Source organism: Pseudomonas sp. efr-133-TYG-103a, assembly GCF_030209235.1.
In the GTDB taxonomy this organism is placed as follows: Bacteria; Pseudomonadota; Gammaproteobacteria; order Pseudomonadales; family Pseudomonadaceae; genus Aquipseudomonas.
Window position 1 is genome coordinate 98,042 of sequence record NZ_JARVSK010000021.1, and the last position, 12,850, is coordinate 110,891.

12 protein-coding genes and 1 pseudogene are annotated in these 12,850 nt (G+C 60.5%); 5 read left to right on the plus strand and 8 right to left on the minus strand.

From position 1 onward, the window contains the following. Positions 1-3: 3 nt before the first annotated feature. From QRN36_RS27635 to QRN36_RS18570, 3 genes and pseudogenes are all read right to left on the minus strand, one after another. Positions 4-396 (minus strand): hypothetical protein, encoded by a 393-nt coding sequence (locus tag QRN36_RS27635; protein WP_373568767.1) that lies wholly within the window; start codon positions 394-396, stop codon positions 4-6. A 165-nt stretch (positions 397-561) separates the two neighbouring features. Next, a pseudogene (locus QRN36_RS27640) lies at positions 562-1,389 on the minus strand (methyl-accepting chemotaxis protein); the annotation flags it as partial. 230 nt (positions 1,390-1,619) lie between these two features. Then, positions 1,620-2,588: a threo-3-hydroxy-L-aspartate ammonia-lyase gene (locus QRN36_RS18570; RefSeq protein ID WP_285425395.1), complete on the minus strand. Its 969-nt coding sequence runs from the start codon at positions 2,586-2,588 to the stop codon at positions 1,620-1,622. A 749-nt stretch (positions 2,589-3,337) separates the two neighbouring features. Here QRN36_RS18570 and QRN36_RS18575 point away from each other — a divergent pair. Together QRN36_RS18575 and QRN36_RS18580 are read left to right on the plus strand one after the other, a co-directional pair. Continuing rightward, on the plus strand, positions 3,338-3,667 hold the full coding sequence (locus QRN36_RS18575; RefSeq protein WP_093458970.1) for a hypothetical protein: 330 nt from the start codon (positions 3,338-3,340) through the stop codon (positions 3,665-3,667). 221 nt (positions 3,668-3,888) lie between these two features. Then, a complete protein-coding gene (locus QRN36_RS18580; RefSeq protein WP_285425397.1) occupies positions 3,889-4,194 on the plus strand; it encodes a DUF6482 family protein in 306 nt (101 codons plus the stop codon). A 45-nt stretch (positions 4,195-4,239) separates the two neighbouring features. Here QRN36_RS18580 and QRN36_RS18585 read toward each other — a convergent pair whose 3' ends face one another. The 5 genes from QRN36_RS18585 to QRN36_RS18605 form a co-directional block, all read right to left on the minus strand. Then, the gene (locus QRN36_RS18585; RefSeq protein ID WP_285425398.1) at positions 4,240-5,025 is read right to left on the minus strand and encodes a sulfite exporter TauE/SafE family protein; all 786 of its coding nucleotides are present in this window, start codon (positions 5,023-5,025) and stop codon (positions 4,240-4,242) included. Positions 5,026-5,189: 164 nt separating this feature from the next. After that, positions 5,190-5,954: a trans-aconitate 2-methyltransferase gene (tam, locus tag QRN36_RS18590; protein ID WP_285425399.1), complete on the minus strand. Its 765-nt coding sequence runs from the start codon at positions 5,952-5,954 to the stop codon at positions 5,190-5,192. A 102-nt stretch (positions 5,955-6,056) separates the two neighbouring features. After that, positions 6,057-7,139, minus strand: a complete 1,083-nt coding sequence (locus QRN36_RS18595; protein WP_285425400.1) for a glycoside hydrolase family 3 N-terminal domain-containing protein — start codon at positions 7,137-7,139, stop codon at positions 6,057-6,059. Positions 7,140-7,338: 199 nt separating this feature from the next. Further along, positions 7,339-8,730, minus strand: a complete 1,392-nt coding sequence (locus QRN36_RS18600; RefSeq protein WP_285425401.1) for a HAMP domain-containing sensor histidine kinase — start codon at positions 8,728-8,730, stop codon at positions 7,339-7,341. A gap of 120 nt (positions 8,731-8,850) precedes the next feature. After that, a complete protein-coding gene (locus tag QRN36_RS18605) occupies positions 8,851-9,543 on the minus strand; it encodes a response regulator transcription factor (RefSeq protein WP_285425402.1) in 693 nt (230 codons plus the stop codon). A gap of 446 nt (positions 9,544-9,989) precedes the next feature. Here QRN36_RS18605 and QRN36_RS18610 point away from each other — a divergent pair, with 446 nt between their 5' ends. The 3 genes from QRN36_RS18610 (at position 9,990) to QRN36_RS18620 (ending at position 12,782) form a co-directional block, all read left to right on the plus strand. Continuing rightward, positions 9,990-11,315, plus strand: coding sequence for an OprD family porin (locus tag QRN36_RS18610; RefSeq protein WP_285425403.1), 1,326 nt, complete (start codon positions 9,990-9,992; stop codon positions 11,313-11,315). A 337-nt stretch (positions 11,316-11,652) separates the two neighbouring features. Further along, positions 11,653-11,988 carry a hypothetical protein gene (locus QRN36_RS18615; RefSeq protein ID WP_285425404.1) on the plus strand — a complete coding sequence of 112 codons (336 nt, stop codon included), beginning with the start codon at positions 11,653-11,655 and terminating at the stop codon, positions 11,986-11,988. Between the two features lie 230 nt (positions 11,989-12,218). Continuing rightward, complete coding sequence (locus QRN36_RS18620; RefSeq protein ID WP_285425405.1) at positions 12,219-12,782, plus strand: type 1 glutamine amidotransferase domain-containing protein; 564 nt, start codon at positions 12,219-12,221, stop codon at positions 12,780-12,782. Positions 12,783-12,850 lie beyond the last annotated feature (68 nt).

Genomic DNA, 12,850 nt, shown 5'->3' on the forward strand with positions numbered 1-12,850 from the left:
CGCTTACAGCAACGCCGACAGTCTCACGTCCGCCGCCAGCACCCGATGCAGTTGGCCATTGCCGGCGAATATCGGCACCGACACCGTGATGCAGAAAGCGTCGGTCGCCGAAGAGCGGTACACCGGCGTGATATAGCTGCCCAATTGCTCGGCGACCTCGCGGAACCATGGCCGCTGAGCCCAGTTGCGACCCTTGCAACTGGCGGCTTTTGGATCAATGTCCAGTCCGACGTTTTCGCTGATCTGTACGCCGTTTCTGTCGACCATGTAGAACAGCTCGAAACGCTGATCTCGCTGCAGAATCTCGCCCATGAATCGCTCGGCCGCGCCCGGATCCCCCTGCATCGCCGCCTCGCTGGCGAGCTTTTCGACGCTCGCCTGAATCGCCTTGTGCATCTGCAGCCGGAAGCCGCCCAGCCCGTTCAGCAGATGGTCGCCGCTGCTGCGCACCGCGTCGCTGTGAGTCAGCACCTGACCGGCATTGCCGAGCAGTTCAGCGGCCACGCCGGCGATGTTCTGCACGTCGCGGTTGATGGCGTGCACGGCGATGCCGATGTGTTCGGTGCCGGAAGCGATGTGGCCGACACGCTGATCCAGCTGGTCCATCGCCGCCTGGGTGCTGCGCAGGTCTTCACCCATGCGCGTCATGCCTTCGCGACCATCGGCGACCGCCGCGTGCATGATGCGTCCGGCACTGCCGAGCTGGTCCATGTCGGCGCGAAAGCGTTCGATGATCTGGCTGACGCGGGTCGTGGATTCGGTGGTATGCCCCGCCAGACGCCGGACCTCGTCAGCGACGACGGCAAACCCGCGGCCGTGTTCGCCCGCCCTTGCCGCCTCGATCGCGGCGTTCAGGGCCAGCAGGTTGGTCTGCTGCGAAATGCTGGCGATCACGCCGAGCACCTGGCTGACCTCTTCGAGCTGTCCGAACAACTGACCGATGACTTCTTCGAGCTTCTGCTCGCTGGTACCAATGGCGTCCACCTGCCCCAACACCTGCTCGCCCGTCTGCTGACACTGACGCAAGGTCAGCGTGACCTCGCTGGACAATTTGGCCACCTGAGCAGCGCCGGGCACCAGTTCGGTGTCCAGCGAAGTACTCACCTGCTCGCTGGCGCTGGCGATCAACTCGGACGCCTGAGCGAGGGTCTGACCACTCTGCTCGGTCGCCCGTGCGATGCGCGCAAGCTCCGGCGCGTGCGCGGCAATATCGACCGACGCGGCCAGGCTTTCTGCCAGACGCTGATGCAAAGTGGCAGTGAAGCCGTTCAGGCGCGTGCTCAGGGGTGTGTGCCCGGACAGCTGCACGGTCAGGTCGAGGTCATCGAACAGCAGGTTGAGGGCATCATCGTCATGAGCCCGGCGTTTGTTGGCGCGCAGTGAAAACATTCAGCATCCCTCCGTATGTGCCGATGCCACTGCAAGCACAATGCCATCAGCACACGCTTCACGAAGAACGCTGAGCAGTGCTGATTCACCCCGAGGAACGCTAAGGAAAGCCGCGAGACAGCGCCGCGCGGCGAGGAATGGGCAGTCAGAAAAATGCCCGTTTTCAAGCGAGGAATTGCTCGCAGGAGGTCGTTTTGGTGCGTACTCGAACCTCCAGGTGGCTGTGCGGTTTATTCCGCCAGCAACTGCGCGTAGCGGTGCAGATCGATGTTGCCGCCACTGATGATCACGCCCACTCGTTGTCCTTTCAGTTGCGACGCCATCGCCCGCGCAGCGGCAAACCCCAGGCAGCCGGTGGGTTCGACCACCATCTTCATGCGCTCGGCGAAAAACCGCATGGCCTCGATCAGTTGCCCGTCACTGGCGGTGAGGATGTCATCGACGTCGCGCTGGATGATGGCGAAGGTGTAATTGCCCAGATATTGCGTCTGGGCGCCGTCGGCGATGGTTTTCGGCGTGTCGATCTTGACGATGGTGCCAGCGCGCAAGGACTGCTGACCGTCATTGCCGGCTTCGGGTTCGACCCCATACAGCCTGCATGCGGGCGCCAGCGCGCGCGTCGCCAGGGCCGATCCGCTGAGCAGTCCACCGCCGCCCAGACAAACGAACAGGGCGTCGAGTGCGCCGACCTCTTCGAATAACTCCTTGGCCGCAGTGCCCTGGCCAGCGAGGATGTCAGGGTGATCGTAGGGTGGAATCAGCGTCAGTCCTTGCCGCTCGGCCAGCTCGCGGCCAATGGCTTCGCGGTCTTCGGTATAGCGGTCGTAGCTGATGATGGTTGCGCCGTACTCTCTGGTCGCGGCCACTTTCGCCGCCGGCGCGTCGTGGGGCATGACGATGGTCGCCGGTATGCCCAGCAGCCGGGCCGACAACGCGATGCCTTGCGCGTGATTGCCGGAGGAGAACGCAACGACGCCATGTTTGCGCTGCGTGGCGTCGAATGCCGAGAGCGCGTTGAACGCCCCGCGGAACTTGAACGCCCCCATGCGCTGAAAGTTTTCGCATTTGAAGAAGACTTCGGCACCCAATTCGCGATTCACCGTGCGAGACGTCAGGACCGGCGTTTTGTGCGCGTGTCCCTCGATACGTCGAGCGGCGGTAAGCACATCTTCATAGGTTGGCAGCACCAGCGTTTGCATATTCACCCTCCAGGTTGAGTCCGTGCCTGATTCTGGCATATCGGGGACGCCAGTGGATGGGTCGCGACCCGACCTGGCACCCCGCGGCGGCGACGTCGCGGCGACGTTCAATGACAGGTTTGAGGGTGCCCGCAGGTTCATTTGCAGACCAGTGGGTCAGCAAAGAGATCTAGCCGTTTGTCCTGCCTGATTTTTTTCGGGATCACGGCGGCGCATGCCGCCAAGCCCCCGTAAACATTGACCTTGTAGTCACGATCGGACCTTCGTGTTCGAAAACTACATATTTTGTAGTGCGATAAATATTTCACTACAAAACGGTTGACGAAGTGATTTTGCAACTGCATAGTTCAAGCGTCTCCCCGATCGGGAGAGCTGGCAAAAGTATTCCGGGCTCGTTCGACACAGCCGTCGAACATCCTCTGGATGTGTGCTGCCCACAAGGCAGATTGATGAAGCGGAACCCGCAGGATCGACCCACCAGGGCCGGGTGCTGGCGAAACATCCTCATGACACTTGTGGTCGACCACGTCGCCCGTGTCCTCGTGATGTCCGCCATTCCTCTTCCTGGTCTCGACCTCTGCGTTTCAGCCCCCATCGACAGCACATCCAAACGGCCCGGCACCGGCTCTGTGTACCGACGGACCTTGTTTGTCAGCGTGAGCAAAAGGACTGCGAATCGACCGAGGATTCGCCATTACGTTTGAACTAACCAGATAGATTGACGAGTGGTCAAAAAGGGGTATCCAACAATGAATCTGAACAATCAACCTACCATTGATCAATTGGCTCGACTGTTCGCGGCGCGTAAGGACTCCCTTGATAGCCATATTCTCTGGGTCTGTGAGAAAGGTGATGTCCATATGGACGGCCTGGGTGCCTGTACCGAAGAGCAAGAGTTCGCCGAGCAGCATCCGCACATGCGTGCACGGCTGAAGATGTACCGCAAGGGCCATGGTTATGTCGGCAAGAAGGCAGCGGCCGACAAGCAGTTCCTGGGGCAAGTGCTGGAGACGCTGAGCGCCGAATGGGGCGCAGCGCAGAAACAGCCGGACGTGCGCGTCATCGACAAGCTCTGCTGACCGACACCGCCGCGGGGTCCGTTTCGCGGACGCCCGCGGCGCTCTTGCGCAGGGCCGCATCAACGCCTGCGGCCACCCTTACCGGCGCCCTCCTATCCTGCCGCGTTCAATCGCCTTGAACTCGTCGTCCTCTCGCCCCTTCCAATGCATGCAGGCCGCCTCTAGGGCCTTTGCATCAATCCATGGAACATAAAACGCGCAATGCGTAAGAAGGTGCCGCAATGGATCTGGATCAGTTGGGTAAGCACATCAAGGCGGGCGAGGTTGAAGAACTGGACCTCATTTCCGTTGAAGGGGGGTCATACGTCATCCATGCCCGCATGAAGGGCACGTCTCATGCCATCAGCAGCCCCAAGGGCGGCGTCCTGCATGTGGCGTCGGTCGAGGAAGCGCGCAAGTGCCTGACGGCCGTTGCGGAAGTGCCGCTGTTCATCGTGCATCCGGTGGTCTACGACGAGATGGTGGGCCATGCCGCGACCGACCGCTACGTTTCCCGCGAGCCGATACCGTTTCGCTCCAGCCTCTGAGGCCGGTGGTGGACAGGCGCGATGCGGCATGATCGCGCCCGGTCTTCAGAACGCGAGTTTGTAACCGATCGCGATCAACATCGCCGCCAGGCACGGACGCAGCACGGCGTCGGGCACACGCCCGGCAAGGTGGCTGCCCATGTAAATGCCCGGCAGTGACCCCATCAGCAGGAAACCCAGCATCGACCAGTTCATGTTGCCCATGCTCGCGTGGCCCAATCCCGCGATCAGGGTGAGTGGTACTGCGTGGGCGATTTCAGTGCCGACCAGGCGTCGGGTGTCGAGAAACGGGTACAAGATGAACAACGCCACCGTCCCCAGCGCGCCGGCGCCAATGGACGTCAGCGCCACCATCACACCAAGGATTACCCCCGTCAGCACAGTCAGGCCGTTCAGGCTGCGGGCACTCAGGCGGTAGTGGTCACCCGCATGCCGCTGAGCGAAGGCCAGCAGACGCTTTTTGAAGAAGATCGCCAGCGCCGTCAGCAGCAGCACCACGCCGAGCGCTTGCTTGATCACCGTGTTCATTGAATCGGGAGCGGTGTGCAGCGTACTGAGAAACCAGAGCGTCAGCCCCGCGGCAGGCACGCTGCCCAAGGTAAGCCAGCCCGTGATGCCCCAGTCGATGTTGTCATTCTTCTTGTGGACCAGGACCCCGCCGCTTTTGGTGATTGCCGCGTACAGCAAGTCCGTGCCGACAGCGGTCGCCGGATTGATGCCGAACCACAGCAGGATCGGCGTCATCAGCGACCCGCCGCCGACACCCGTCATGCCTACGATGAAGCCGACCACCAGGCCGGCGACGACGAAACCTACATTGCCAAAATCCATTGCTCTGCCTGACCAACGTGCATCCGAAAAACTGGCGGGCAGGATAGCTATTTTTCGTCTAAGGACCTTGCGTTTTCTTCTAAAAACCTAGATCGAAACGATCTATGGTTATAACTGAAGGTCAACCGAGTGCAGGGTGCTGGCGCTTGGACGCCTCGCTGACCTCAACGCGTGGCGAGCACGAACAGACGAGGAAACGGCAGCAGTACCGTCCCGTCAGCCAGCGCCGGATAGGCTTGACTGACCGCCTGCAGGTACGTCTCGAGGAATGCGCTCTGCTCGTCTTCTTCCAGCCGTTGCAGGTAAGGTCGCAGCGCCGACCCCTTGAACCACTCCACCACCGCCTCATGTCCGCCGGCAAGCGGGTGATGATAAGTCGTGCGCCAGACGTCGACCTCTGCGCAGTGAGGCTGCAACCATTCGAAGTAAGCGCGTGCCGGGTGACGGTCGGGATGCCTGACGCTGCCGATCTTGTCCGCCCACGGGCCGCTGCTGGCAATTTCACGCGCCAGGCGATGGGCCGGTTCTTCCAGATTGTCGGGGGTTTGCACCGCAAGCGTACCGCCCGGATTCAGCAGATTGACCAGCCGCGGATAAAGCTCGGCATGATCCGGAACCCACTGCAGCGAAGCATTGGCCAGGATCACATCAAAACGCTGATTGGGTCTCCACGTGGCGATGTCGGCCAGTTCGAAGCTCAATTCCGGCAGGCGCTGGCGTGCCTCCTTGAGCATGTCGTCGGAGCTGTCGACGCCACGGATGGTCGCGTTTGCAAAGCGTTCGGCCAGCACTTGCGTGGAGTTACCCGGTCCACAACCCAGGTCGACGGCGACGTTGACCTCGGTGGTGGGAATCGCTGCGACCAGATCACGGACCGGACGCGTGCGCTGCTGTTCGAACATTGAATACTGCCTGGCGGACCAGCTCATCGGGCATTCCTTCTCTGACTGGGACGGGAGCGATAACAACAGGCATTGTGCAATGCAGCATGGATTCTGCCTACCATCTCCCCTGCCCTTCACTCACGCCGATCAGCGCATGACCCGACGCGTCATGTGTCCGCCTGCAAAGGGATAGGACACATACAGGCCCGCCTCGACCTGCGCACGGTTGGCCTGTGCATGACCTCGTACCTTTTCTGCCGCTGCCAACAAGCGCTGCGCATCAAGACGGCCGGCCGCCACGGCGTCGACGATCGCCTGGGCGAGGTCATCGAGCCCCGCCTCGCTGGACACCAACAGCAGATGCGCACCGGCACGCAACGCTGCAACGGCCGTGTCGGCAAGGTTGTTGCCGCGCAGAATCGACACGGCGTCGAGGTCGTCGGAAATGATCAGGCCGTCGAAACCCAGGCGATCGCGCAACAGGCCGATCACCGCTTCCGAGGTGCTGGCGGACTGCAGCGGATCCAGCGCCGGAAATACCGCTGGCCCCGGCATGATGGCTTGCACGCCGGCGGCAATGACCTTGCGGAAGACCTCCAGTCCATCGGCGAGCGCTTCGAGCGATCCGGGCACTGTCGCGCGCGCCACTGCAGGATCGTGCTCGGTTTGAGAGTGACCGGGAAAATGTTTCGCCGTGGCAATCACCCCGGCGCGCTGCACGCCGCGAATAAAGGCGCAGGCGATGCGCGCCACTTGGGCGGCATCGGCGCCCAGATTGCGGTTGTGCAGCCAGGGATTGACCCCGGTGACGACATCAACCACTGGCGCCAGGAACAGATTGATCCCCATGACACGTGCCGAACTGGCCATCTCATAAGACCGCGCTTCGATCTCTTCGCAACTCAGATCCTTGAGCAACTCGGCGGACGGCATGCCCGGTACCAGATGATGCAAACGCTGGATCCCGCCCAGTTCCTGGTCGACGGCAATCAGCACGGGACCGCCAGCACATGCCGCAGCGTCCTCGGCGATGCGCGTGAAATGAGCCTGTGTTTCTGCGCGTCGTCGCTCGAAGCTCATGCGCCGCGCCAGGTATTCGTCACGGGTTTCACCGAGCAGGATCGACACGCCGCCGCGCTGCAGATAACGGCGCACTGCATCGTCCAGTTCAAGTTCGGCAAACGCAGGCAACAGCACGGCATACGCGGCTTCTTGCAGTGGGTCAGACATTTATTCCTCCGAAGCGAACAATTGAGCGTGCTCGATGATGACCATGACAATCAACATAACGCTCGTTCATGCTCACTCTAAAGCGAATCAATCTTGGGTCAAGTCATAAATAACGATGACCGAGCAACACTGTGCACTTTCAGTGGAGGAATCAGGTCGGATGCGCTCGCCGCCTCTCGCTCAAGAGAACATCGCAAGCTCAGGCAGGTCGCGCCTGCAGCACGACGCGCAGACCGGGCTGTGCGTCTTCCATGCAGAGATCGAAGTCATGGGCACGAGCGACTGCCGCAACAATCGCCAGACCAAGTCCGGCACCGCTCACCAGTGGGTCGTGCTGGCCACGACAGAAGCGGCGCAGCACCCGCTCACGATCCTGGCTGGAAATCCCGGGCCCGTTGTCTTGAATTTCGATGCGCACGCGGCCCATCGCGAGCCTCAGGCCCATCTGCACGTGGCCCCCTGACGCAGTGAACTTCAGGGCGTTGTCCAGCAGGTTCATCACCGCTTCCGCCAGCAGTTCGCGGTCGGCCACCAAGGCAGGCACCGGCTCGGCGCGCAGGCTCAGGCGAATGCCCTCCTCCTCGGCCACGGCCTGATAATCCTCGAACAGCTCCTCCAGCAGCGGCGCGGGATTGAGCGTGGCCATGCGTGCAAGGCGCGCATTGCTGTCGATTTCGGCGATGCGCTGCAGCGCACGAAAACGGCCGAGCAGGACATCGGCGGCGTGCAGCGACTTTTCCACGTGAACCTGCAACTGCTCGTCCGGTGTCTCGGACCAGTCCTCCAGCGTGCGATGCAGATGCGCGCGCAGCTTGTTCAGCGGAGTGCGTAAATCGTGGGCCACGTTGTCGCCGACGCTTTTGACTTCCTCCAGCAGCAGGCCGATCTCACTCACCATGCGGTTGACCAGTGACGACAGCGCGTCCAGTTCGTCGCCCCGCCCGGACAGCGGCAGACGTTGCGACAGGTCACCGCTGGCAATGCGCTGACTGATGATCTGGACCGCACGAACCCGCCGTAATGGCCCCACGCCCAGCAGCACGCCGAGCACCAGACCGATCGCCAGAATCAACACGGCGCTCCACCACAGTGAGTCAAAGATGATGTCGCGCAGGCCTGCCAGGGTCTTGGCGTTGTAGCCGACGAACAGAATCTGCTCATTGGGCAGGCGCTTGGCGACTGCTCTTGCGCCGTCTTCAAAGCCGGTTTCCAGCCAGTCATGGGGCTTGCCGTTGAGCATCACGCCTGGCGGCAACGAGAAAACTTTGCCGCGCAGATAGCGCCCTTGCGCGCTGAACAGACCGTACTGGATCACCCCACGCAGATCACCAGCCTGCAGGCGATCGATCTCGTCGGGCAAATCGTTGGCGTCGACATACAACAGGGCCCGGACTTGCCCGGTGACGATGGCGTCACCCTGGCGCACCATGTAGTCAGCCGCTTGCCAGTAGATCAGGCTGATCAACGACACGACCACGATGACCAGCACCGCGGCATACGTCACCGTCAAGCGGAACGTGGTGGTGCGCGACAGGCGCGGACGCACCTCGGCGCAGCGCGCGGCGGTCAGGTCGGAAAGGTCCGCAGACATAAGCATTCATTGGCCTGGCGCCCGCGCACTGCATGAACGCAGCGGCCAGCGCGCGACAAGCCGTCTCCATTCAGTCATCGTGTACGTTGCGACAGCAATTAGTGGGCCAGTGGCCAGCAGTCAAGGGTTCGCAGCCGATGTCACGAGCTTGAATCCGGAGCCGCGCAGCGTGGTGATGACCGGTGCACAGCCCAGATTTTCCAGACGTTTGCGCAGCCGGGTCAGGTGCACGTCGATCAGCTTGGTGCCCGGATCAAAGTGATAGCCCCAGACCACCTCGAAAATCAGCGCGCGGGTCACCAACACATCCGGGTTACGCATCAGAAACTCCAGCAGGCGCAACTCGGTGGCCGGCAACGCGATGGACCGTCCGGCGCAACGCAACTCGCGGCTCAGCAGGTCCAGCACCAGATCGGCGACCTGCAACACGGTCTCACGCTCCGGGATGTCGTTGTTGCGGCGCAGCAGCACCTCGATGCGCGTGGCCATCTCTTCTGACACGAACGGCTTGACCAGATAATCGTCACCGCCGGCACGCAGGCCGCGTATCCGGTCATCGACATCACTCATGGCGCTGATCATGAGCACTGGCGTGCGCACACCAGCAGCCCGCAGCGATGTGATGACACCCAGCCCGTCGAGCCCGGGCAACATGCGATCCAGCGTGATCGCATCGAATGTTCCGCTCAACGCTCGCTGCAAACCGAGGGCGCCGTCGGCCACGCATTCGACCGTATAACCGACGCGGCGCAATTGCGCGGCGATTTCTTGGGAAGTATCGGGGTCGTCTTCGATGCACAAGACGTTTCGCATGGCAGCGTGAACCTTTTCAATCGAGTGCATCATGTTAACCCGTGCAAGCGAATGGTAAAGCCGGTGTTGCTCAACCGTGGGTTACGGGCAAAAAAAACCGCCACAGAGGGAGGGCGGTTAAATAAAAGAGCATTGAAGCGATGAGAGTGACTTCAACTTTCTCGAGACTAATCAAGCGCACGCAGGTTCGACAGTTAATTTTATTTAACCATTCCCGACTGATATTGGCCCCTGCCAAACAAGACAGCCGTGATATAAAACGCCACGACGCAGATCATTCAACGTTGCCCGCAACGTCTTATATCTATAAACATTCTGCGACTTCAGCCACTCGCTGAACTTTAGTCAGCCTGCCGTAATGCCCGGTTTTCTCATACTCGCCGCCACTTCGAGCGGATCGTATGGGCACGCCTGTGAGCCATATCTATACCAGGGGAATTAAAACGATGAGTTCAACACGTTGGAGCGCGGTCGCCTTGGCCGTTTCGGCCGCAGTGAGTCAAATGGCATGGGCGGAATCCGTTACCGATCAATCCGAATCCAAGGGTTTCATCGAAGACAGCAGCCTCAATGTTCTGGCGCGCAACTATTACTTCAATCGCAACCGCACCAATGGCGGTGTCGATAATCGCGACTGGACTCAGGGATTCATCGCCAACTACAGCTCCGGCTTCACTCAGGGCACTGTCGGCTTCGGCGTCGATGCCTACGGTTACTGGGGCGTCAAGCTCGACGGCGAAAGCAAGTACTCGGGCACCGGCAACTTGCCCGTCAACGATGACGGCGATCCGCGCGACAGTTACGGTTCCGCCGGCGGCAGTATCAAGATGCGGATTTCAAAGACCGAATTGCGCTACGGCAACATGCAACCGACTTCTCCGGTATTTGCCGTGGGCGGCAGCCGCCTGCTTCCGCAATCGGCCACCGGTTTCAATCTCAACAGCAGTGAGTTTGACGGACTGGATCTGGAAGCCGGTCGTTACACCAGCACCAACAGCGGCATTACCAGTAACCACGATCATGATATTTACGCCCTTTATGCAGGCGTGACCGCTGACAGCGTCAGCTTTGCCGGTGCCAAATATGCAATCACCCCGGCATTGGGTGTCAGCTTCTACGGTTCGGAATTCAAGGACATCTGGAACCAGTACTACGTCAACGCCAACTACACGTTGCCACTGAGCGATGAACAATCGTTGCTGTTCGACGTTAACTTGTATCGCACCCTGGATGAAGGTCAGGCCAAGGCCGGCACGATCAATAACACCACGTATTCGGCGTCGGCCGCATATTCATTCCTGAGTGCGCACACGTTGACGTTGTCGTATCAGAAAGTGCACGGCGACACCCCGTTCGACTACGCCAGTACCGGTGATAACGGCGGTGGTGAAGGCGGAGACTCGGTGTTCCTGGCCAACTCCGTTCAATGGTCGGACTTCAACGGTCCGGGTGAAAAATCCTGGGGCATCCGTTACGACCTGAACATGGCCACTTACGGCGTGCCGGGTCTGAGCTTCATGACCCGCTACCTGAACGGCTCTAACGTCGATGGCACCCACACCCCGTCCAACAGCCGCTACGTCGGACTGTATGGCAGTGACGGCAAGCATCACGAAACGGATATCGAAGCCAAATACGTCGTCCAGACCGGTCCGGCCAAGGATCTCTCGTTCCGCATTCGCCAGGCCTTTCACAACGCCAACGCCGATCAGGGCGAAGGCGATCTGAGCGAATTCCGTCTGATCGTGGATTACCCGATCAGCATTCTGTAAATCGCTCGCGGCTGCTTCGCGGCAGCCGCTCTGCCCATCCCCTTCCCGCAGCGCCTCCCCCGCACCTCTCTCTAAGCTCGTTCAGCCCACTGTCCGATCGGCAGTTTTTTGCCACTCGCGCTTTTCATTTTCGTTGCGGCTGGTCAACATACGCAGCCTCCGAAAAAAACAATGACTGCAGCATCGATGCAAATGATTTCGGTTCTTGCTCAAGTGCACACTTGCAAGGAACGGAACAGTACTTTGCCCCACTCCAGAACAACGGCGAAGTGCGCATTGAACGGACTGCGGAGCACCTGTGCCCGACACGATTACTCTTAACTATTCAGGATGAATGATGCGTCATTTAATGCCGACAGCTGCGTTGGCCCTTGCCCTTGCTGGCTGCAGTTCTACACCGAATAACCCGTCGCTGAATCTGGACACCCGCAAAAGCGCTTCCGAATACGCGCAGTGCGTGTTTCCCAAATGGCAACAGATCAAGCCAGATGCTTCCATGACCGAGAGCAAGGGGCATTACAAGTTGCTGGTGGTCAGCAAAGTCGCCTCCGATGAGATTCTGGAAATCTACAAAGGCAACCCCACGACTCGCGTCTTCCTTTACCAGCGGGCGCCGCTCTCGTCGGCATTCGGTCGCAACGCGCTGGAACAGGCCGCCCGCGACTGCCTGTAAAGCGCCCTTACCCTTCAGCCATGACGAGCGCTCGCGGACAGTGTCCACGGCACTCGTCCAGGTGAAAGCCTTTCTTTAGACGGCCCCGCGGCAATATGACCGTAGCCCGGTCAGGCAATCGGCCTGAACTTTCAGTTTTCCGTCCGCCTCTGAAAACCAACACGTCAGCATTCGCACGTCTGCATTGCAGGCAACACGACGTCGTTTCAACCATTGAGGAGATCGTGAACATGAGCACTGAACTGAACGGCAAGAAGGTACTGATCATCACGGCCAACACCGGGATCGAACGTGACGAGCTGCTCAAGCCTTTGCAAGCCTTGAAAGACATGGGCGCAACCGTCACCCATGCCACGATCGAAGGCGGTGCCGCCCAGTTATTCCTGCACGACACCGACAAGGATTCGCGTGTCACTTCCGACAGCAAGCTTGCCGGCCTGACCGCCAGCCAGTTCGATGCGCTGGTGATTCCCGGCGGCACCGTCAACGCCGACACCCTGCGCCAGGACAGCGATGCCCAGCGCCTGGTCAGCGAGTTCGCCAAGGCCGGCAAGACAGTCGCAGCCATCTGTCACGGCCCGTGGCTGTTGATCGATGCAGGCGTGATCGAGGGCAAGACCCTGACGTCATACCCGAGCGTGCGCACTGACCTGCTCAATGCCAAAGCGGCAGGCTGGGTCGACACCGAAGTCAAACAGTGCCCGGCCAACGGCTGGACCCTGATCACCTCACGCACGCCGGATGATCTGCCGGCCTTTAACGAAGCCATCGGCAAATCGCTGATCGCCGCATAACCGTCAGGCCTCGGGCCTGGTTGCACCGTAAGACAAAAGACGCCGCTCGATAGCGGCGTCTTTCATAT